We start from the raw sequence: 20887 nt of genomic DNA on the forward strand, positions 1-20887 counted from the left end.
AGGGGTTACCTAATTGGAAGCTTCAGGATTACAAAAGCTTCATATCGTCCTCAGCACCTGTGCGGGCTTCTGCCCGAGGACGCGCCACGTGCCCGCGAGGCCGAAACCGACCGTCAGCACCAGCGCGATGGCCACGGTCATCAGCGCGACATCGGGCAGGAAACTCGCCTTCAGCTTCATGATTTCCACCACGACATACCATCCCGCCACGCTGCCAGCGACGAGCGCGAAGAGCGCCGTCGCCAGCCCCAGCAGCATATATTCAAGCACATAGGCCGTGATCAGCGTTCCCCGCGTCGCGCCGAGCGTCTTCAGCACCACCGCATCGTGGACGCGGGCGCGGTTACCGGCGGCAAGCGCCCCGCCCAGCACCAGAACCGAAGCCGCAAGCGCGATGGAAGCGGCGGCGCGGATGGCGGTTGCAAGCTGGCCGATCAGATCATTGGCAACATCAAGCGCATCGGTCACGCTCACCGTCGTGATGGCGGGCCATGTCCTTGTGACCTGACGCAGCACGTCAGGCGCAAGGTTCTTCTGGCTGTCGGGAATGGTGAGCGTCGCCAACCATGTCGCAGGCGCGCCGGCGAAGGTGTTGGGCGAAAACACCATGACGAAGTTCATCGCCAGCGTTTCCCACTGGACCTGACGGAAGCTTGCGATCCTTGCAGTTATGTTGCGGCCAAGCACATTGACCGTCACCGTGTCGCCGAGCTTCAGGCCGAGTTCCTTGCCTTCGCGCTCCGCGAAGGACACCAGCGGCTCGCCGCCATAGCCAGCGGGCCACCATTCGCCTTCCGTCAGCGTCGAGTTTTCGGGGACGCTATCGGAAAAGGTTATGCCGCGGTCGCCGCGTAGCACCCAGGCTGCTTCCGGCGGGATGGTCATGTCGCGCACATTGGTGCCGTTGAAGGCGACGATGCGGCCGCGCAGCATCGGCCCGGAAGTGAGCTTGCCATCCGGCACGATGCCGCTCACCAGTTTGGTGAAGTCGCCGATGTCGCGGTTCTGAATGTCGACGAAAAAGAAATCGGGCGCCTGCGCGGGAATGTTTTCCGTCACCTGACGGCGCAGATTGCCGTCGATCAGCGCGATTGCCACCATCAGCGTCAGGCCAAGGCCCAGCGAAAGCACCACAGAGGGCGTGAGCGCGCCCGGACGATGGATGTTGCCCACTGCGAGCCGCAGCGCCGTCGAGCGCACGCGCGGCACCCGGCGGGCAAGCCAGCGGATGCCGTCCGCGACAAGCCGGAGAACGCCGAAGGCAGCAATGGCCGAGACGATGAAGATCGCCGCGATGCGCCGGTCATAGGCGACGTAGAGCGCGAGCCCCGCAAGCGCTGCAATCAGCAGAACCGCAAGGGCGAGATAAAGCAGCGGCGGCAGGCCGCGCTGCTCAAACCCCTGTTCGCGGAAAAGCGCCGTCGCCGGAATATCGCGCGCGCGGCCAAGCGGAATGATCGCGAAGGCAAGCGTGGTGATGAGGCCGAAGATGGCGGCAAGCGCCAGCGCGCCGGGGAAGAAACCGCCGCCACCGGCGACCGGCAGGTAATTGGCAAGCGCCAGCGCCGCCGCATAGGGGATGATCGCCGCCAGCACCAGACCGATGGCGATGCCGATCAGGCCGATCACCATGATCTGCACCAGATAGACCAGCACGGCGAAACGCGCAGGCGCGCCCAGCGACTTGAAGGTGGCGATCACGCCGCGCTTGCCGTCGAGATAGGCGCGCACCGCATTCGCAACGCCGACGCCGCCGACGATCAGGGCCGTCAGGCCGACCAGCGTCAGGAATTGCGAGAAGCGCTCGATATTGGCGCTGAGCGCCGGAGCGGCATTGGCGCGGGAGCGGATGTTCCAGCCTGCATCGGGAAAATCGGCGGCAGCCTGCCGCCTGACTTCGGCGATGGCGGCATCGGGCGCGCCATCCGGCAACGCCACCTTGTAGATATGATCGACGAGGCTGCCCGGCTGGATAAGGCCGGAAGCGCGCAGGCCGTCCAGCGAGACCAGAAAGCGCGGCGCGAAATTGAAGCCGGAAGAAAGCAGGTCCGGTTCACTCTCGATCAGGCCGCGCAGTTCAAAGGTCTGCGAACCGAGCAGCACTTTCGCGCCAAGCGACAGGTCCATGCGATTGAGAAAGTCCTGGGTTACGGCAGCGCCATAGATGCCGTCCTTCTCGCCGGTCATATCGGCCAAAGATTGCTGCGGCTCGACCTTCAGTTCGCCGTAAAGCGGATAGGCGGCGTCGACCGCCTTTACTTCGACCAGCGACTGGTCGGAGCCATCCGGCATGCGCGCCATTGAGCGCATGGTAGCGCTTTCGGCAAGCCTGCCCTGCCTTTCGATGAAGGCGCGTTCTTCCGCCGTCGTTTCGCGCTGATTGAGCGCGAAGCTGACATCGCCGCCAAGAATGCTCTGGCCTTGCGCGGCAATGCCGGTGCTGACCGAACGCGCCACCGAATTGACGCCGCCGATGGCGGCAACCCCAAGCGCGATACAGGCGAGGAAAATATAGAAACCGGCAAGCCCACCGCGCATTTCACGGAGCGCGAAGCGGAGGGCGAGCAGGAATGACTGTGCCGCACTCATGCGCCAGCCGCCAGCGTTTCGGAAACGGTACCGCCCTGCGCGGGTTCCTCGATCCGGCCCGAGCGCACCGGAATTTCGATGTCGCAGCGCGCGGCCAGCGCCGGGTCATGCGTGACCAGCACCATGGTCAGGCCGTTCTCGCGCTGCTTGGCGAACAGGAGGTCGGCAATCTGACGCCCTGTCGTGGTGTCGAGATTGCCGGTTGGCTCATCCGCGATCAGTATCTTCGGGCTTGGCGCGAGGGCGCGCGCGATGGCGACGCGCTGCTGTTCGCCGCCGGAAAGCTCGGACGGATAATGGGTAAGGCGTTCGCCGAGGCCCACGGCGCGCAATTCCCGCTCCGCCACCTCGAACGCATCGCGGCGACCGGCAAGCTCCAGCGGCACGGCGACATTTTCGAGCGCGGTCATGTTGGGAATGAGGTGGAAGGACTGGAACACGATGCCGATATTGGCGCCACGGAAAGCGGCCGCCTGATCTTCGCTCATCCGGCTGATGGTCTCGCCCGCGATCTTCACAGTTCCGTTATCGACATGCTCCAGCCCAGCCAGAACCATCAGCAGCGTGGACTTGCCGGAACCGGACGGACCGACGATTCCGACTGACTGTCCTTGCGATATATGAAGGGAGACACCCTTCAGCACATGCACCAGCGAAGCGGCGTGACCAAGGGTCAGGTGAACGTTCTCAAGTTCGATAATCGGGCCAACAACCTGTTCCGTCACGCGGTTTTTATCCTATATGAGTCTTTGGAACCAAACAGCGCGTCACAAATTTGAACTTATGTTGCGCCAGTTATTGAAGAGAAGTCCGGCGGGCCATTTGCCCACAGCCCCTCAAATATGGGTTTTCGACGATGCGTTTCAAACTATCAATTCCGGCATGGCTCCCTATTTTTGCGGTAATGGCGTCTTTCATGGCGGCGGGCCCCATCGCGACGGCGCAGGCACAGGAAGAACCGACCGGCCTTGAAGACGCACTGCCCACCGAGCAGCTGTCGCAGATCAGGATCGTCGGCTTCGGCGACAGCCTGATGGCCGGCTATCTGCTGCCGTCCAATGCCGCCTTTCCGCAGCAGCTTGAAAAGGCGCTCAATGACAAGGGCGTCGAGGTTTCGATCGAGAATGCGGGCGTGTCGGGCGATACCACCACCGGCGGGCTTTCGCGCATCGACTGGTCGGTGCCCGATGGCACCGATCTCGTCATCCTCGAACTTGGCGCCAATGACGCGCTGCGCGGCATCGAGCCCGACATTACCGAAAAGAACCTTGATGAAATGCTGGCGCGCCTCAAGCAGCGCGGCATTTCGGTCATTCTTGCCGGCATGATGGCCCCGCCCAACATGGGCAAGGACTATGCCGCCCGGTTCAACCCGATCTATCCCAAGCTGGCACAGAAATATGGTGTGCCGCTCTACCCGTTTTTCCTCGACGGCGTAGCAACCAAAAAGGACCTTTTGCTCGAGGACGGAATGCACCCCAATGAGAAAGGCGTCGAAACGATGGTCTCCAATTTTATGCCCACTATCGAAAAGAGCCTGACGAACATGCAAAACAAGGGGACATCAGGAGGCTGAAGCCCGCCGGGAGCATAAACAGCTTGCCCCCGCTATGAAACTTTGATTCGCTTCGGGTGTATCGGCGAATATCGAATCAATTTCGATGGAACGATGCACTGACTCTCTAGGTTAGAGTGTCCTTTATGCATCCTTTGGATGCCCGGCGCTCTGACATGGAACGCTTCGAGGAGGATGCCTTATGCCGCGTCTTTTCACTGCCCTCGAAATCCCGCGCGACGCCGCGCTTTCGCTCTCGCTGCTGCGAGGCGGTCTCCCCGGCGCACGCTGGATTGATGTCGAAAACTACCACATAACGCTACGTTTTATCGGAGATGTGGAAGGCCACGTGGCCGACGAGGTTGCCAATGCGCTCGATCGCGTGCGGCGGCCCGAATTCATGCTCAACCTGTCGGGTGTCAATGCGTTCGGCTCCAAGAAGCCGCACAGCATCTATGCGGGTGTATCCCCCTCGCCTGAGCTTAACGCCTTGCAGGCTGAAATCGAAAGGATCTGCCAGCGGCTTCACATTCCCGCCGACCCGCGCAAGTTCACGCCGCATGTGACGCTGGCGCGGCTGAGAAACGCCCGCATCGACGATGTGGTGCGCTATCTTTCCTCACGCGGCAACTTCGCGACGCTGCCCTTCAAGGTGGGACGGTTCGTACTGATGTCGTCCCGCGATTCGGTCGGCGGCGGACCTTACATCGTGGAAGAAGCCTGGCCCCTGGTCGCCACGTCCTTCACGGGCCAGAACTGGTCGGCAAGCGCGATGGAAGCCGCCAGAACCATCCGGTAAACCTTCTCAAAATCCCCGGTCCCGCCATAATAGGGATCGGGGATTTCAACCGCCCGCCCTTCGGCGATCTCGGTGAAAAGCCCGATATGCGCGCTTGCATTCGCAGGCTGACGCCCGGCGATCATCCGCATATTATAACGGTCCATCCCGAGGATCAGGTCGAAACGGCTGAAATCACCTGCGATCAGCTGGCGGCAATGCTGCCCGGAAATATCGAGGCCATGCCGCGCCGCGACGCTGATGGAGCGCTCATCCGGCTCCTCGCCGGTATGGTAGCCATTGGTTCCGGCGGAATCGACCAGCACATGGCGGATGCCGCGCTTTTCCAGCACATGCCCCATCACGCCTTCGGCAAGCGGGGAACGGCAGATATTGCCAGCGCAAACAAATAAAATGCTGGCTGGGGCTTTTGCGGTTGCTGATACGGTCACGGAACTCTCGCGCTCATGATAAGTTTGTTCAGGAACCGCAACATAGGCGAAAGACGATGGCACGCAACCGGCTGACGGAAAACGAACTGAACGAAGCGCTCAAGGAGCTGGAGGGCTGGCAGAAGACCGATGGACGCGAGGCCATTTCCAAAAGCTTCAGGTTCAAGGATTTCAATGCCGCCTTCGGCTTCATGACGCGCGCGGCGCTTCACGCGGAAAAGCTCGACCATCATCCCGAATGGTTCAATGTCTATAACCGCGTCGATGTCACGCTTTCGACCCATAGCGAGAACGGCATTACCGAACTCGATATCAAGCTTGCGCGCAAAATGAATGCTATAGCCTGAATTTAGAGCTTTGAAATATAGACATATATTTTCCGGCGGTCATAGTTGAAGCTGCCATCGGCGTTGCGGCTGGAATAGGGAAGGACGCGGGTCAGGTTGGTGCGGTCCTGCCAGTTCTGCCCGAGCTTGCCGCCATGGACGCCGCGGATATAGACATCGCCGAGCGAGATGGCGGCGTGGAAAATATGCCCCGCCTGAACGTCATAAAAGCCGATGGCCTTGCCAAAGGGCAGCGCCGAATAGCCGTTCCATTGCTCGCCCGCCCTGAAATTCAGGATGGGTATCCAGTTCTGGCTGGACGTGCCGCGCAGGGTGTTGAGCGAGATTCCGGCGCCGAAGAGGAACCGCAGATAGACGGCGGCATCATAGCATCCGGCCTCGAACAGATCGATGGTGATGTAATCGTCCTCGCTTCCGGCGGCCAGCAGCTGGTTGCCGCGAAACAGCCGTGTTGAACGGTCGCTGCGGATGAAGTTTTCCCCATAGCCGGTCAAATGCATCAAACCCTCCATTCATTCCGCACCTGCTTCGTCGCGCGTCCAAAACGCTTCCGAAGCGATCCGGTCGAATCTGTATTTTGGGGATTTGACGGGGCCGTTGTAGCTGATGGTTCTGGCAGGATCGGACCGGGGCGAAATCGCCCGGACTTGCAAGGAAGGCACGAACTCCCCATTTTTAGCGCTGCAGTTGCATTCCTCGTGATGCCGGGCTGCAAAGAGCAATTTTTGCGCTCCGGTGCTCGAAAATCACTCTTTTCGCCACGGCCTGACGATTTTTCAACTGTAGCGTTAACCGGTCATGGCCCGTGTCAACGCAATCGGGACGACAGGAGTTGAACGAGAATGGATGACGTCAGAATCGGTGAAATCCTCGAACCGGGCAGCGAGAGCGAATTCAAGAAGCGCAGCGACCGGGTGAAGAACGGATTCTGGAAGGCCGCGCGCCGCGCCGGTCGCATGGTGCCGTTCATGGACGAGGTGGTTGCAGCCTATTACTGCGCGCTCGACCAGAAGACGCCGACCCGCGTGCGCATGACGCTGATGGCGGCGCTCGCCTATTTCGTCCTGCCCTTCGACGCCATTCCCGATCTTCTGGCCGGTATCGGCTTCACGGACGACGTTGCTGTGCTGATGGCGGCGCTGACCGCCGTTCGCGCCCATATCACGCCCGCGCACCGGCTGGCTGCGAAGCAGGCGTTGGAAGATGAGGCAGTAGGGCAGTAGGGCAGTAGGGCAGTAGGGCAGTAGGGCAGTAGGGCAGTAGGGCAGTAGGGCAGAGAAGGATATGTGCGTTGAGGTCGTCCGCAACAAAACATATTCCCCTACTCCCTTATTCCCCTATTCCCTTAACATACTGCCTTACTGCCCTACTGCCTTATTGCCTTACCCGACTGCCTTACTCACGCCGCTTTCTTTTCATTCAACTGAATCAAGGGATGGCGGGGCGACTTGGCTGCTCATTCAAAAGTTTTCTTTCGAAACTTCACCGTTTGGTAACCCAGATTAAGGCACTTTAATCGGCAACTGAGCGGGACGGCGTGATGAACGGCGGCATCCCGATATTCAAGTTTGAAGCAAACGAAAGAGAACCGGTAAAAACCAATGCTTGGAAAATCGATCGTCGCGGCTTCTGTGTTCATGATTGGGATGGCGGGCTCGGCACTCGCCCAGACCCCGAGCCAGATCAGCCAGTTCAATGCCTGGGGCGCCTACAGCTATCAGTCGGGCAACGGCAAGGTCTGCTATGTCCTCTCCGTACCGACCCAGAAGGCTCCGGCCAGTGTCGATCACGGTGACAACTTCTTCCTCGTGAGCCAGAAGCCCGGCCAGAACATCTCGTTCGAACCGCAATTCATGGCCGGTTACGACCTCAACACCAATGCCAAGGTCGTCGTCTCCATCGGCAACCGCAGTTTCAACATGTTCGTCAACGGCAAGTCGGGCTGGATGGAAAATGCAGCCGAAGAGCCGCAGCTCATCGCAGCCATGCGCGGCGGTTCGGAGATGAAGGTGCAGGCGCAGTCGAAGCGGGGCACCAAGACCAACTACACCTATTCGCTGAAGGGCATTTCGGATGCGCTGAAAGCCATCCAGAAGTGCAAATGATCCAGACGATCGGATAGAGTTCAGAAGCCGGGCCATGTGCCCGGCTTTTTGGTTTGGCGCTGCTATTCCCGCAGCCGTGCATGGCAGACAAGACTCCATGTAGGATGACGAATGCGATATTGTGTGCTAAGAGCGCGCGCAACAAGGGTCGAAAAGCCAGGTGCCGGACCCTATTTATCCATGAATTCGGGCCAGATTGTCTGGCGAAGCTTATCGGCGCGCTTCCGGCGGTCGTCTCCAACAGTTGAAAACAGATGTCCATTTCGTTCGACCTTACCATTGATGATACGCGCGACCAGCTTGCCCGCCATGCGCGCGCCAGCCTGGAGGCAAAGCCGTCGCTTATCGGCATGTCACGCGAGGAAATGGCGCAAGCGCTGATCAAGGTCGGCGTGCCGGAACGCCAGACGAAAATGCGTATCAGCCAGCTGTGGCACTGGCTCTATGTGCGCGGCGTTTCCGACTTCGCCGACATGCGCAATATTTCCAAGGATTTGCGCGCCCTGCTGGCGCAGCATTTCACCATTGCGCGGCCCGAAGTGGTCGAGGAACAGATTTCGCAGGATGGCACCCGCAAGTGGCTGTTCCGCTTTCCGCCGCGCGGCGCTGGCCGCCCCGTCGAAATCGAAAGCGTCTATATCCCTGAGGAAGGCCGCGGCACGCTGTGCATTTCCAGCCAGGTCGGCTGCACGCTCACCTGCTCGTTCTGCCATACCGGCACGCAGAAGCTGGTGCGCAACCTCACCTCGGAAGAAATTCTGGCGCAGCTTTTGACCGCCCGTGACCGGCTTGGCGATTTTCCTGACAAGGATACGCCGGACGGCGCAATGGTGCCTGCCGAAGGGCGCAAGATCACCAATATCGTGATGATGGGCATGGGCGAGCCGCTCTATAATTTCGAGGAAGTGAAGAAGGCCCTGCTGATCGCCTCCGATGGCGACGGCCTGTCCCTTTCCAAGCGCCGCATCACGCTTTCGACCTCCGGCGTCGTGCCGGAAATCTATCGCACCGGCGACGAGATCGGCGTCATGCTCGCCATTTCGCTGCACGCAGTGCGCGACGAGTTGCGCGACATTCTGGTGCCGATCAACAAGAAGTATCCGCTGGAACAGCTCATCAAGGCCTGCCGCGAATATCCGGGCCTGTCCAATGCCAAGCGCATCACCTTCGAATATGTGATGCTCAAGGACATCAATGACAGCCTTGAGGACGCCAAGCTTCTGGTGAAGCTGTTGCAGGGCATTCCGGCCAAGATCAACCTGATCCCGTTCAATCCGTGGCCTGGCACCAATTACCAGTGCTCGGAATGGGAGCAGATCGAGAAATTTGCCGATTATGTGAATGCGGCTGGCTACGCATCGCCGATCCGCACGCCGCGCGGCCGCGACATTCTCGCCGCCTGCGGCCAGCTCAAGTCGGAATCCGAGCGCATGCGCAAGAGCGAGCGCCTTGCGCTCGAAGCCATGATGATCGCCGGGCATGGTGAATAACAGTCCGATGGGGGAGCGCGCTTGAACGATACTCTCGACTATATCATGCGCTTCGTCGTCGTCGTGTTCGGCTATTGCTGCGCTGTACTGGCGGCAGGCTGGTTTCTGGCCGCCATCCTGTTCCGTACCCTCGGCATCGATTCCTTCATGAACGATTTCGTCATGATGGCGAGCGATACGGATGCCGGTTCGTTCTTCGCGGCCACCAGCTTCTGGAGCGCCGTGTTCGTCAGCGGTTTCGCGCTTGCGGTACTGGCCGGCGGGTTCAGCTTCCTGCCCGCCCTCATCCTGATCATCCTGGCGGAAGCGCGCGGTTACAAGTCGTCGCTGTTCTACTGCGTTGCGGGCGCACTGATCGGGCTTGCGGCAGCTAGCGCATCGCTTCCGTTCAGCGATAACCGGAGCGTACAGGAAAGCTCGCTCTGGATTGCAGCCATAGCAGGCGCCGGCGTCGTCGGCAGCTTCGTCTACTGGCTGCTCGCTGGCCGCAATGCCGGACGGCTTCTATCCCGCCCGACCAACTGATTTTTACTTCGCCTGTGCGGTGATGATCTTCAGCGCGAAGGCCGAGAATACGCCCGCAAACATCCAGTCCACGATGCGCGTCACGGTCGGGTTCTTTTTCAGGAGCCCGGCGAAACGGTCCGCTGCCACCACCATCGGAATGGTGAAGGGCAGCGCCATCGGAATGAACGACAGGCCGAGGAAGAACAATTTGCCCATGGCATGCGGGTCATGGGCCGAGACGAACTGCGGCAGGAAGGTCATGTTGAACAGGATGATCTTCGGATTGAGCAGGTTGATGCCAAGCCCCGTCAGCCAGTTCTGGAACAGCGTATGCTTCTTGCCGCCATTCTTTTCCGGCGAGAAGGCCGATCCCTTGCGGATCGCCTGCACGGCCAGAAAGACCAGATAGCCCGCGCCTACGATTTTCAGCGCCGTGAAGGCAGCCGGAGAAGCGATGATCAGCGCCGAAAGGCCGAGCGCCACCATGGTGGTGTGGATGACGATGCCGGTGCTGGCGCCAGCCATGCAGGCAAAGCCCGCGGCCTTGCCTTCGGACAGGGCGCGCCCGACGAACAGCGTCATGTCGGGGCCGGGCGTGATGGAAAGGATCGCGGTTGCTATCGCGAACTGGACAAAGATCGTCCATTCGGGGATGAAGGTCAGGTTCGTCAGAAAAGACATCGAAATGTGCTCCAAGAGATGGCGCACGCTAGAATAATTTCCCGGCAAAGGGAACAGTGGAATGGAGACCGGAATGCTGCTGATCGTGGGGACCGTCCGCCTGCCGCCGGAAAACCTCGAGCGGGCGCGCGAAGCCATGCGGGTCATGATCGCGGCCAGCCGCGCGGAGGATGGCTGCGTGGACTATGGCTATGCCGAGGACGTGCTGGAGCCCGGCCTGATCCACGTCAAGGAATTCTGGCGCGACAGAGCCTCGCTCGACCGTCATTTCGCCTCCCCCCATATCGCCGCATGGCGCGCGACATGGCCCGAGCTTGGCATCAGCGACCGCAATCTCGTCATTTATGAAGTTGGCGAACCACAGATCACGTAATACGCATGAGTTTTCGCGATAAGTCGCAGTTCGTCGGCTTGCACGCGGCTTGGCAACTGGTAAAAGACTTGCGGATATATCTGTTGGAGTTCCGCTCCAACCGCCACCGCATCAGACGGAAGTGAATTATGAGCAAGTGGAAAGACGTTAAGAAAGTCGTTCTCGCCTATTCGGGCGGCCTCGACACCTCGATCATCCTGAAGTGGCTTCAGACGGAACTGGGCGCGGAAGTCGTGACCTTTACCGCCGATCTGGGCCAGGGCGAAGAACTTGAACCGGCCCGCAAGAAGGCGGAAATGCTGGGCATCAAGGAAATCTTCATCGAGGACGTGCGCGAAGAATTCGTGCGCGATTTCGTCTTCCCGATGTTCCGCGCCAATGCCGTCTATGAAGGCGTCTACCTGCTCGGCACCTCGATTGCCCGCCCGCTGATCTCCAAGCACCTGATCGACATCGCCAGGAAGACCGGCGCCGACGCCATCGCGCATGGCGCGACCGGCAAGGGCAACGACCAGGTTCGTTTCGAGCTTTCCGCTTACGCGCTGAACCCGGACATCAAGATCATCGCCCCGTGGCGCGACTGGTCGTTCAAGAGCCGCACCCATCTGCTGGAATTCGCCGAACAGCATCAGATCCCCGTCGCCAAGGACAAGAAGGGCGAAGCGCCGTTCTCCGTCGACGCCAACCTGCTGCACTCCTCGTCCGAGGGCAAGGTTCTGGAAGATCCGGCTGTCGAGGCTCCCGAATATGTGCATATGCGCACCATTTCGCCGGAAACCGCGCCCGACAAGGCAACGATCATCAAGATTGGCTTTGAAAAGGGCGACGCCGTTTCGATCAACGGCGAGCGCCTGTCGCCTGCGACACTGCTTGCCAAGCTCAACGACTATGGCCGCGACAACGGCATCGGCCGTCTCGACCTCGTGGAAAACCGCTTCGTCGGCATGAAGTCCCGCGGCGTCTACGAAACGCCGGGCGGCACGATCCTGCTTGCCGCACACCGCGCCATCGAATCCATCACGCTCGACCGTGGTGCGGCGCACCTGAAAGACGAACTGATGCCGCGCTATGCGGAACTCATCTATTACGGCTTCTGGTTCTCGCCGGAACGCGAAATGCTGCAGGCGGCAATCGATCACAGCCAGCGCCATGTCGAAGGCGAAGTCACGCTCAAGCTCTACAAGGGCAATGTGATGGTGATCGGCCGTGAATCGGAAAAGTCGCTCTATTCCGACAAGCTCGTCACCTTCGAAGACGATCAGGGCGCCTACGACCAGAAGGACGCCGCAGGCTTCATCAAGCTCAATGCGCTGCGTCTGCGCACGCTCGCCGCGCGTGATCGCAAATAAGCATATCCAACCCGGACAAAAGCCCGCCTTCCCGGCGGGCTTTTTGTTTTTAGAGCAGGACGTGAATCTTGTCTGTATATCTGGCCCTGCCTGCCTGCATTCTGCTTGGCATTTATCTGCTGGTCCGCTGCATTTCCATTCTATGGAAAATCATTGCGCCTGAGGTCCGCCACCAGTTTGCGGGCAACGCCCGGCCACACGTCTTTCATTTGCCAAACGCCGGGCGATACGCGATCAGCATCGTGTTTCCGCCGTTTACCATTTTCCCCGGCACAGCCTATTTCTCAACGCAGTTTGCCATCAAGTCGCGCGCGACCGGCGCGCCGATTGCCTATCATTCCACAAGCCGCTTTCTGTTGAGCGTCCGGCGGACGGATATGCGCGGCAATGCTTCCCATGCCTTGGGATATTTCGACTGCATGACAGCCGGGGATTACGAAATCACCTGCCTGACCCCTGAAAAGATCAGGGCGAATTTCCGGCTGGAAATAACGCCCCATGTTTCGGTCCTGAAACTCGCGCCCGTCATCGCTGGAACCATTCTTGCCGCTGGAATGAGCGTGGGCGGGACGATTGTCTTTCTGCTCTGGATGGCCGGCAAAATTTGATGATGTCAGACTGCGTTCTTGATTGCCGCCAGCATCTTTTCCTCACCGGGACGCAAGGTCAGCACCCGCACGCCATTGGCCGTGACGGCGACCGTGTGCTCGAACTGCGCTGACAGTTTGCCGTCACGCGTCACCACCGTCCAGCCGTCCTTTTCCTGCTTCACCTTGGCCGTACCCTGATTGAGCATCGGCTCGATGGTGAACACCATGCCTTCGCGCAGGCGAACCCCGGTGCCGGGCTTGCCGAAATGCAGGACCTGCGGTTCCTCGTGCATTTCGCGACCGATGCCATGGCCGCAATATTCCCGCACGATGCTGTAATCATGCCGCTTGGCGTGGCGTTCGATGGCATGGCCGATATCGCCGAGCGTCGCGCCGGGGCGCACGGCGGCAATTCCCTTCCACAGCGCCTCATAGGTCACGCGGACCAGCCGCGAGGCAAAGGGCGCAACTTCGCCCACCATGTAGGTCTTGCTGGAATCGGCGATATAGCCGTCCTTTTCCAGCGTGATGTCGAAGTTGATGATCTCGCCGTTTTGAATGATCTCGTCATTCGACGGCATGCCATGGCAGACGACCTCGTTCCTGGAGCTGTTCAGCACATAAGGATAGTCATATTGCCCCTTGCTGGCAGGCCGCGCCTGCAATTCGCGGGTGATGTAGTCCTCGACCAGATCGTTGACCTGCATCGTGGTCATGCCCGCCAGCGGGGTACGGTCGAGAAGGGCAAAAACCGAGGCGAGCAGCGCGCCGGATGCCGCCATCTTTTCCACTTCGGCCGGCGTCTTGGTCATGACGGCTGCACTTCCAGCACCGGCAGAACCGGCAGCTCAACCTGCGCTGCGCGCAACTGCATCTGCACGATCTCGTTGAACGACAGGTCGGGATGGGCCTGCGCCAGCATGCCGATCTTCATCCAGTATTCAGCCTGCGCATTGATCGAACGGCACATGACGTCGCTCGCCTTGCGCAGTTCTTCATGCAGCTCGTCACCGATCTTTACGATACCCATAACAGTGTCCAGAATAAGCGTTTGATATACGAACCATATATAAACCGTATATGCGCATCGTTCAAGCTTTCTACTCTTTCTCCTCAGCCAATCAAATCATTTGCATTTAATACGGTACCTTACTATAAGGTGCCGTATGGAAATTATCGAGCAAAAGCACCGTGCCCTTCTGGGCGAAATGGAACGCCGGCACAGCCCGTCCACCGACGCGCTGAAAGCCTGTTTTGAAGTCTTGTCGCTTGCTGCGGCCATTGACCGGGATTGCGCCAGCCGACTGGCGCCGCACAAGCTTTCTGAGGGCAAGTTCGTCCTGCTGTTTCTGCTGCACGATGCGCCCGAGGGCCTCTCGCCGCACGCGCTTTCGGAACGCGCAGGCGTCACGCGCGCCACCATCACCGGCCTGCTGGACGGGCTGGAGCGCGACGGTTTCCTCAAGCGCCACGCGGATAGCGCGGACCGCCGCAAGCTGACTGTCCGGCTGACATCCGAAGGAGTGCTGCTGGCGCAACAGCTTTTCGAACAACATACCGCATGGATTGCAAGCCTGATGAGCGATCTCTCGTCAGGCGAACAGCAGCTTCTCAGCACCTTGCTGCGCCGCATCTGGAGCCGCACCGATGCCGGTCGCTCCTTCAAGATCAATGAAACCCTAAGGGATATGACATGACCTATTACCTCGCCGAGCTTTATTCCCCGAAATCGAGCTGGCACGCACTCGATGCTGAAGGCCGGCAGGCCTTCTTCGAGAAAGTCGGCGCGGGCATGGGCGGACTTGCGGCGCTCGGTATCGAGGCTTTGGCGTTGGGGCCTGTCGACGCGACAAAGCCTTTTGCACCCGGTCAGAATTTCTTCGCCATCTGGCGTTTCCCGGACGAAGCAGCCCTCGACATGCTGATTGCCGGAATCACCGCCACCGGCTGGCATGATTATTTCGACACGATCAATGCGGCTGGCGCTGGCACGGACCTGCCCGGTCATCTGGAGCAACTGGCAGGCGTGCCTTTCCGTGAAGCTGCCTGATACTACAGTTGCATTCTTCGTGAGGCCGGGGCTGAAAGAGCGCCTTGTCTGCCTTCCGGGGCCCGCCTACCTTCAAATACGCACCGCTCCGGTACTCGAAAGTCACTCTTTCGCCACGGCCCGACGAATTTGCAACTGGGGTGCCAGCTGATCGCATGACGATAAATGCTTCCTCTCAGAGCGACCTTTGTGCGTCCCAATGGACGCAGGGCGCTCCAGGGAGGGATTTTTCTTATCCACACATGCTCCCGGCTGATCCCGCCGACTGATCCCGCCGACGGATCCCGCTTGACTCTTGCCTCGCTCGATTCAATACTAGAACAAATAGAGAACAATTTGACAGGAATCGAACGTGAGCGGCATCGACATCGCGGCGTTGCGGCGCATGGTTACGGCCATTGCAGGCAATGATCCGCAAGGCAGTTTTGCCAGCAGGACAGGAAGCGAGGACAGGTGCGGTTTTGCGCGCGCCCGCAGTTTCACGCTTGGCCTTGCCGGGGCCGATGCCGCCTTTCCGCATGGTCTGGCGGGCGATGCGCTGCACGAGGTCTTTGCCGAAAATCCGGGCGCGCATATGGCGGCGACCGGCTTTGCGCTCGCCTTTGCCGCCCGCGCGGCCGAGCGCTCCACACAATATCGGCGCCCCATCATCTGGATCGAGGAGGAAAAGGCTGCAAGCGAATATGGCGGGCTTTATCCGCCGGGGCTCCATGCCTTCGGCATCGATCCGTCGCGGCTTCTGATCGTGCGCTGCCCCACGGCGCAGGATGTGCTGAAAGCGGCAAACGATGCGCTGGAAGCGGGCAGCGGCGGCAAGGCCTCGCATCTTGTTTCCGGCGTCGTCGCCTCGGTGACAGGCCAGCCGAAATGTCTCGACCTCACCGCCTCGCGCCGCCTGCTTCTTGCAACAGAAACCGCGCAGCTGCCCGTCATCCTGCTCAGGAGCCACCGGACGGCGGTGCAAAGCGCTGCCGTCAGCCGCTGGCGGGTGGCGCCCGCGCCATCGCGTTCAAGCGGAGCGAGTGCGCCGGGAAAGCCCGCCTTTTCCGCCGTGCTGGAGCGCAACCGCCACGGCACATGCGGACAATGGATCATGGAATGGAACAATGAAACCCTTGAATTTGGTGCACGAGAACGGGACGGCAGAACGCTTGTTTCTCGCCCTGTGGTTTCCGTTTCTGCCGACCGACCGGCTTCGCCGCGCCGTTCCGCATGACGGCAGGGAGCGCCCGCCCCTGGTGGTGACCGAGCGCACGGCCAATGCGCTGCGCCTGACGGCGGTGGATGCGGCGGCGGCAAGGCTCGGTCTTTTCCCCGGCATGGCGCTGACGGATGCCCGCGCCCGCGTGGAAAGGCTGGAAGTGGCGGCCGCAGCACCAGAACAGGATGCGGCATTGCTCAAGCGCCTTGCCCATTGGTGCGAGCGCTACACTCCGCTCGTCGCCTATGATGAGCCGCATGGGCTGATGCTCGACATAACCGGCTGCGCGCATCTGTTCGGCGGGCTCGCCGCCATGCGCGCCGACGCCATCGGCCGCATCGAACGCGCCGGGCTGAAGGTGCAGGCAGCGATTGCCGACAACAGTTTTGCCGCACGGCTTCTGGCACGGGGAACGAAGGGCGGTGTCTTTAGCAAGGCGGAGGCCGACCGGCAGCTTCCCCGCCTGCCGCTTTCCGCGCTTGAACTGACGCAAGCCGCCGAAACCGGACTCAAGCGCGCCGGGCTGAAACGCATCGGCGATGTGATGGGGCTTCCGCGCGCCGCGCTCACCGCCCGTTTCGGCACCGATCTTGCGACCCGGCTCGACCGGCTGGCGCGACGCGAGCGGGCGCCGATTTCCCCCTTGCGCATCCTGCCGCTCCGCACCGCCGAACGCCGCCTGTCGGAACCCGTCACGGGGATGGAGCTGGTCGAACACATATTGCAGGAACTGGCGCAGGCGCTTTTTGCGCAGCTTGAACCGGAGGGCAAGGGCGCGCTGCTGATCGAGGCCTCCTTCTTCCGTGTCGATGGCGACGTGCGCCATATCCATATCGAAACCGGCCAGCCCTTGCGCGACGACAGGGTTTTTCTGCGCCTTGCCCGCGAAAGGCTCAACGCCTTGACCTCTCCCCTCGACGCCGGTTTCGGCTTCGACATGATCCGGCTGGCGGCGTTGCGCTGCGCACCCGTCGCCCAGCGCCAGACGGGGCTCGACCAGCATGAGGAGGATGAAGCGGGTTTCAGCCAGCTTGTCGACCGGCTTTCGGCGCGGCTTGGACAGGACCGCGTTCTCGTTTCCTTTTCGCGCAACACCCATATTCCCGAACGCGCCTTCGGCCTGCGCCCTGCCCTCCATACGGACGGCAAGGGCGAAGCCGGTCATGAAAGCGTTCCGATGCTTCCCTCAGGGCTTCCCCCGGCGCTTTCCCCAGTGCTTCCCGGCGATCCGCCCGCGCGCCCCATAAAACTGTTTCGCCCGCCGCAATTGATCGAAAGCGTGGCGGAAGTGCCTGACAGTCCGCCTTCCTTCTTCCTGTGGCGGCGGGTGCGCCATCAGGTGCGCCTTGCCGAAGGGCCGGAACGGATCGAGCCGGAATGGTGGCGTGCAATCGGCCAGAACGTGCCGGAACTGCGTGATTATTACCGGGTGGAGGACGAAAACGGCCAGCGTTTCTGGATTTTTCGCGAGGGGCTTTATGACGGTCTCAATCATCCGCGCTGGTTTCTGCATGGGTTGTTTGCGTGATGGCACAATTTTTTGAAATGGCTACTGCCAGCAATTTTTCCTTCCTTTGCGGCGCATCGCATCCGCAGGAACTGGTTTTGCAAGCCCATGCGCTTGGCCTGTCCGGCATAGGCATTGCCGACCGCAACACGCTCGCCGGTGTGGTGCGCGCCCATGCGGCATGGAAGGAATTTCGCGACAAGAGCGATTTCCGGCTGTTCATCGGCTGCCGCCTGTCCTTCACCGACGGAACGCCGGACATGGTCGTCTATCCGCGTGATCGCGCCGCCTATGGGCAATTGTGCCGCCTGCTGACCGAAGGCAAGACCCGCGCCGCCGCCAAGGGGGAATGCCATCTCGAATGGAGCGACCTGCTGTTTCGCGCCCGGCAATTCCAGATCGCGGTCTTTCCTCCCGAGGACGACAGGCCGGACTTTGCCGACCGCCTGGCGGATATCGCCAAGGCCGCCCCCGGCTCCGTCTGGCTGGCTCTCGCCATGCCGCATCAGGGGCACGACGGGCGCCGCGCGGAACGCATCGCCCGTTTCGCAGCCGAAGCCAATGTGCCACTGATCGCCACCAATGACGTGCTCTATCATCATCCCGACCGCCGCGCGCTTCAGGACGTGCTGACGGCAACCCGCCACTACACGACTGTTTTTGCAGCCGGGCGGCTTCTGGAAAAGAATGCCGAACGTCATCTGAAACCGCCGAAGGAAATGCTGCGGCTGTTCCGCGATTATCCCGAAGCCGTCGCGGCGACCGCCGATTTCGCGGCGCCCATCACCTTCCGGCTTGACGAGCTGAAATATGCCTATCCCGATGAACCCATTCCGCCCGGCAAGACGGCACGGCAGCATCTTCATGATCTCACCTGGGAAGGCGCTGCCCGCCATTACGGCGCGGACACGATCCCGCCCAAGGTGCAGGCGCTGATCAACAAGGAGCTGGCGCTGATTGCCCAGCTTCAATACGAACCCTATTTTCTCACCGTCTATGACATTGTGAACTATGCCCGCAAAGAAGAGATTCTGTGTCAGGGGCGCGGCTCGGCGGCCAATTCCGTCGTCTGTTTCTGCCTCGGCATTACCGGCGTGAACCCGACGGAAGTGGACCTCCTGTTCGAGCGCTTCATCTCCGCCGAGCGGCAGGAACCGCCGGATATCGATGTCGATTTCGAGCATGAGCGCCGCGAAGAGGTGATGCAATATGTCTATGACCGCTACTCAAGGGACCGCGCCGCCATTGTCGCGACCGTCATCAGCTATCGGTCCCGCAGCGCCATTCGCGATGTCGGCAAGGCGCTGGGCCTGACCGAAGACGTGACGGCGGCGCTCGCCAATACGGTGTGGGGCATATCGGGCGGCGGCATCGACAAGCAGCATATAAGACAGGCGGGCCTTGATCCCGAGAACCCCATCATCCGGCGCGCGGTGGAACTTGCCATCACGCTGATCGGCTTTCCGCGTCATCTGTCGCAGCATGTCGGCGGTTTCGTGCTCACCCGCGACCGGCTGGACGAGACCGTGCCCATCGGCCCGGCGGCAATGAAGGACCGCTCCTTCATCGAATGGGACAAGGACGATATCGACGAGGTGGGGCTGATGAAGGTCGATGTTCTGTCGCTCGGCATGCTCACCTGCATCCGCAAGGCATTGGACCTCATTCACCAGCACAAGCCGCAGCTTTATGGCGGCGAAAAGCTGACGCTGGCCAATCTGCCGCGCGAAGACAAGCGCGTCTACGACATGCTGTGCACGGGCGATTCGCTCGGCGTGTTTCAGGTGGAAAGCCGCGCCCAGATGAACATGCTGCCACGCCTGAAACCGCGTGAGTTCTACGATCTCGTCATCGAGGTCGCCATTGTGCGCCCCGGCCCCATTCAGGGCGACATGGTGCATCCTTACCTGCGCCGGCGAAACGGACAGGAGCCCTCCACCTTGCCTTCGCCCGCGCCGGAGCACGGCCCGCCGGACGAGCTGCGGCAGATTCTCGGCAAGACGATGGGCGTCCCGCTTTTTCAGGAACAGGCGATGCGCATTGCCATGGAGGCCGCAAAATTCACCCCCGATGAGGCCAACCAGCTGCGCCGCGCCATGGCCACCTTCCGCAAGATGGGCACCATCCATACGATGGAGCAAAAGATGATCGAAGGCATGGTCAGGCGCGGCTACGAGCGGACCTTTGCCGAAAACTGCTTCAATCAGATCAAGGGCTTCGGCGAATATGGCTTTCCCGAAAGCCATGCGGCGAGCTTTGCGCATCTGGTCTATATTTCCGCATGGCTCAAATGCCACCATCCGGAAGTGTTCGCCGCCGCCCTTCTCAATTCCCAGCCCATGGGTTTTTACGCGCCCGCCCAGATCGTGCGCGATGCCCGCGAGCATGGCGTGACGGTGCTGCCCGTCGATGTGAATTTCAGCCAATGGGATAATATTCTGGAGGAAACGCCCGATATTCGCCTGGCGCTGCGGCTCGGCTTCCGCCAGATCGACGGTTTTTCCAAACGGGACACCGAACTCCTGATTGCCGACCGGCAGGAGCCCTACAGCACTATCGAGGACATGCACCGGCGGCTGCGGCTCGACCGGCGCGCCTTCACTCTTCTGGCCGATGCCGATGCCTTCGGCTCGCTCGATATCGACCGCCGCGCCGCATTGTGGGCCGTGCGCCGCCTGCCCAATGACGAAACGCTGCCGCTGTTCCGCGCCGCAGCGACCAGCGAGCTGGCGGAGGAACCGCGCACAAAACTTCCCGAAATGGCGGCATCCGAGCATGTGATTGCCGATTACGAGACGACGCGGCTTTCGCTGAAAGGGCATCCGCTGCAATATCTGCGCGAGGGGCTTGCGACGGAAGGCGTTTCCACCTGCCGCGCCGTGCAGGAAGGCGCCGACGGACGCCGCATGAAAGTGGCGGGCGTCGTCACCGTGCGCCAGCGCCCCGGCAGCGCCAAGGGCGTGGTGTTCCTCACCATCGAGGATGAAACCGGCATCGCCAATATCGTCGTCTGGCCGAAGATCATGAAGGCGTTTCGCCGCGAAGTGATGGGGGCGCGGCTGATCCATATCGAAGGCCGCATCCAGCGCAGCCCCGAAGGGGTGGTGCATCTGGTGGCGGCGAAATTGCAGGACCGTTCGGCAGCGCTGATCGAGATGAGCGGGCGCGAAGCGCAGCGCCTCGTCGCCCCATCCCAGATGGCGCATCATCCGCGAAATGTAAAAATCATGCCGAACTCACGGGACTTCCATTAGGATTCAGCTTCTGACGGCCTGCAAATGGCGCTTTGCTGCGCTTCCGGTGCTCATGTACC

At 60.9% G+C, this 20887-nt stretch carries 22 protein-coding genes; 15 read left to right on the forward strand and 7 right to left on the reverse strand.

The window, feature by feature from the left end; translation table 11 throughout:
• Nucleotides 1-39: 39 nt before the first annotated feature.
• Nucleotides 40-2589: an ABC transporter permease gene (locus ABWW28_RS13620; protein ID WP_063619923.1), complete on the reverse strand. Its 2550-nt coding sequence runs from the start codon at nt 2587-2589 to the stop codon at nt 40-42.
• Complete coding sequence (locus ABWW28_RS13625) at nt 2586-3314, reverse strand: ABC transporter ATP-binding protein (protein ID WP_063619922.1); 729 nt, start codon at nt 3312-3314, stop codon at nt 2586-2588. Before ABWW28_RS13625 ends, ABWW28_RS13620 begins: the two co-directional genes overlap by 4 nt.
• Before the next feature lie 131 nt (nt 3315-3445).
• Here ABWW28_RS13625 and ABWW28_RS13630 point away from each other — a divergent pair, with 131 nt between their 5' ends.
• Both ABWW28_RS13630 and thpR read left to right on the forward strand, forming a co-directional pair.
• Nucleotides 3446-4165, forward strand: coding sequence for an arylesterase (locus ABWW28_RS13630; RefSeq protein WP_006465813.1), 720 nt, complete (start codon nt 3446-3448; stop codon nt 4163-4165).
• A gap of 181 nt (nt 4166-4346) precedes the next feature.
• A complete protein-coding gene (gene thpR / locus ABWW28_RS13635) occupies nt 4347-4943 on the forward strand; it encodes an RNA 2',3'-cyclic phosphodiesterase (protein WP_006465812.1) in 597 nt (198 codons plus the stop codon).
• Here the strand turns inward: thpR and ABWW28_RS13640 are convergent.
• Entirely contained in the window at nt 4847-5374 is a 528-nt protein-coding gene (locus tag ABWW28_RS13640; RefSeq protein WP_100651982.1) for a low molecular weight protein-tyrosine-phosphatase, read from the reverse strand. The genes thpR and ABWW28_RS13640 overlap by 97 nt on opposite strands.
• 56 nt (nt 5375-5430) lie before the next feature.
• Here ABWW28_RS13640 and ABWW28_RS13645 point away from each other — a divergent pair, with 56 nt between their 5' ends.
• Nucleotides 5431-5721, forward strand: a complete 291-nt coding sequence (locus ABWW28_RS13645) for a 4a-hydroxytetrahydrobiopterin dehydratase (protein WP_063619921.1) — start codon at nt 5431-5433, stop codon at nt 5719-5721.
• A 2-nt stretch (nt 5722-5723) separates the two neighbouring features.
• Here ABWW28_RS13645 and ABWW28_RS13650 read toward each other — a convergent pair whose 3' ends face one another.
• A complete protein-coding gene (locus tag ABWW28_RS13650) occupies nt 5724-6221 on the reverse strand; it encodes a hypothetical protein (protein WP_245670639.1) in 498 nt (165 codons plus the stop codon).
• Nucleotides 6222-6563: 342 nt separating this feature from the next.
• Here ABWW28_RS13650 and ABWW28_RS13655 point away from each other — a divergent pair, with 342 nt between their 5' ends.
• From ABWW28_RS13655 to ABWW28_RS13670, 4 genes are all read left to right on the forward strand, one after another.
• Complete coding sequence (locus ABWW28_RS13655; protein WP_025089826.1) at nt 6564-6944, forward strand: YkvA family protein; 381 nt, start codon at nt 6564-6566, stop codon at nt 6942-6944.
• Nucleotides 6945-7322: 378 nt separating this feature from the next.
• Nucleotides 7323-7826, forward strand: a complete 504-nt coding sequence (locus ABWW28_RS13660; protein ID WP_006465808.1) for an invasion associated locus B family protein — start codon at nt 7323-7325, stop codon at nt 7824-7826.
• Between the two features lie 254 nt (nt 7827-8080).
• On the forward strand, nt 8081-9316 hold the full coding sequence (gene rlmN / locus ABWW28_RS13665) for a dual-specificity RNA methyltransferase RlmN (protein WP_021587727.1): 1236 nt from the start codon (nt 8081-8083) through the stop codon (nt 9314-9316).
• A gap of 21 nt (nt 9317-9337) precedes the next feature.
• Entirely contained in the window at nt 9338-9841 is a 504-nt protein-coding gene (locus ABWW28_RS13670) for a hypothetical protein (protein WP_063619920.1), read from the forward strand.
• Between the two features lie 3 nt (nt 9842-9844).
• Here the strand turns inward: ABWW28_RS13670 and ABWW28_RS13675 are convergent, their stop codons facing one another.
• Nucleotides 9845-10504 (reverse strand): LysE family translocator, encoded by a 660-nt coding sequence (locus ABWW28_RS13675; RefSeq protein WP_006472946.1) that lies wholly within the window; start codon nt 10502-10504, stop codon nt 9845-9847.
• Between the two features lie 73 nt (nt 10505-10577).
• On the opposite strand from ABWW28_RS13675, the gene ABWW28_RS13680 reads away from it, so the two are divergent.
• The 3 genes from ABWW28_RS13680 to ABWW28_RS13690 all read left to right on the forward strand — a co-directional run bounded on the left by ABWW28_RS13680 (nt 10578) and on the right by ABWW28_RS13690 (nt 12834).
• Nucleotides 10578-10877: a putative quinol monooxygenase gene (locus ABWW28_RS13680; RefSeq protein WP_063620066.1), complete on the forward strand. Its 300-nt coding sequence runs from the start codon at nt 10578-10580 to the stop codon at nt 10875-10877.
• Nucleotides 10878-11005: 128 nt separating this feature from the next.
• Complete coding sequence (locus ABWW28_RS13685; protein WP_006465803.1) at nt 11006-12226, forward strand: argininosuccinate synthase; 1221 nt, start codon at nt 11006-11008, stop codon at nt 12224-12226.
• Between the two features lie 68 nt (nt 12227-12294).
• Nucleotides 12295-12834 carry a hypothetical protein gene (locus tag ABWW28_RS13690; protein ID WP_241084705.1) on the forward strand — a complete coding sequence of 180 codons (540 nt, stop codon included), beginning with the start codon at nt 12295-12297 and terminating at the stop codon, nt 12832-12834.
• 5 nt (nt 12835-12839) lie between these two features.
• On the opposite strand, the gene map is transcribed toward ABWW28_RS13690, so the two are convergent.
• A complete protein-coding gene (gene map, locus ABWW28_RS13695; protein WP_063619919.1) occupies nt 12840-13628 on the reverse strand; it encodes a type I methionyl aminopeptidase in 789 nt (262 codons plus the stop codon).
• Nucleotides 13625-13846, reverse strand: a complete 222-nt coding sequence (locus ABWW28_RS13700) for a ParD-like family protein (RefSeq protein ID WP_006472948.1) — start codon at nt 13844-13846, stop codon at nt 13625-13627. Before ABWW28_RS13700 ends, map begins: the two co-directional genes overlap by 4 nt.
• Before the next feature lie 136 nt (nt 13847-13982).
• Between ABWW28_RS13700 and ABWW28_RS13705 the strand changes: the two genes are divergently transcribed.
• The 5 genes from ABWW28_RS13705 (at nt 13983) to ABWW28_RS13725 (ending at nt 20828) form a co-directional block, all read left to right on the forward strand.
• Nucleotides 13983-14513 carry a MarR family winged helix-turn-helix transcriptional regulator gene (locus tag ABWW28_RS13705; RefSeq protein WP_063619918.1) on the forward strand — a complete coding sequence of 177 codons (531 nt, stop codon included), beginning with the start codon at nt 13983-13985 and terminating at the stop codon, nt 14511-14513.
• Nucleotides 14510-14866, forward strand: a complete 357-nt coding sequence (locus ABWW28_RS13710; protein WP_063619917.1) for a DUF6616 family protein — start codon at nt 14510-14512, stop codon at nt 14864-14866. The genes ABWW28_RS13705 and ABWW28_RS13710 overlap by 4 nt, the downstream gene beginning before the upstream one ends.
• Before the next feature lie 352 nt (nt 14867-15218).
• A complete protein-coding gene (locus tag ABWW28_RS13715; protein ID WP_006465797.1) occupies nt 15219-16082 on the forward strand; it encodes an ImuA family protein in 864 nt (287 codons plus the stop codon).
• Nucleotides 16018-17595: a Y-family DNA polymerase gene (locus tag ABWW28_RS13720; protein ID WP_063619916.1), complete on the forward strand. Its 1578-nt coding sequence runs from the start codon at nt 16018-16020 to the stop codon at nt 17593-17595. The genes ABWW28_RS13715 and ABWW28_RS13720 overlap by 65 nt, the downstream gene beginning before the upstream one ends.
• Nucleotides 17595-20828 carry an error-prone DNA polymerase gene (locus ABWW28_RS13725; RefSeq protein ID WP_063619915.1) on the forward strand — a complete coding sequence of 1078 codons (3234 nt, stop codon included), beginning with the start codon at nt 17595-17597 and terminating at the stop codon, nt 20826-20828. Before ABWW28_RS13720 ends, ABWW28_RS13725 begins: the two co-directional genes overlap by 1 nt.
• Nucleotides 20829-20887: the final 59 nt, after the last annotated feature.

This window comes from Brucella sp. NBRC 14130 (genome assembly GCF_040371715.1).
Taxonomy (GTDB): Bacteria; Pseudomonadota; Alphaproteobacteria; order Rhizobiales; family Rhizobiaceae; genus Brucella; species Brucella intermedia.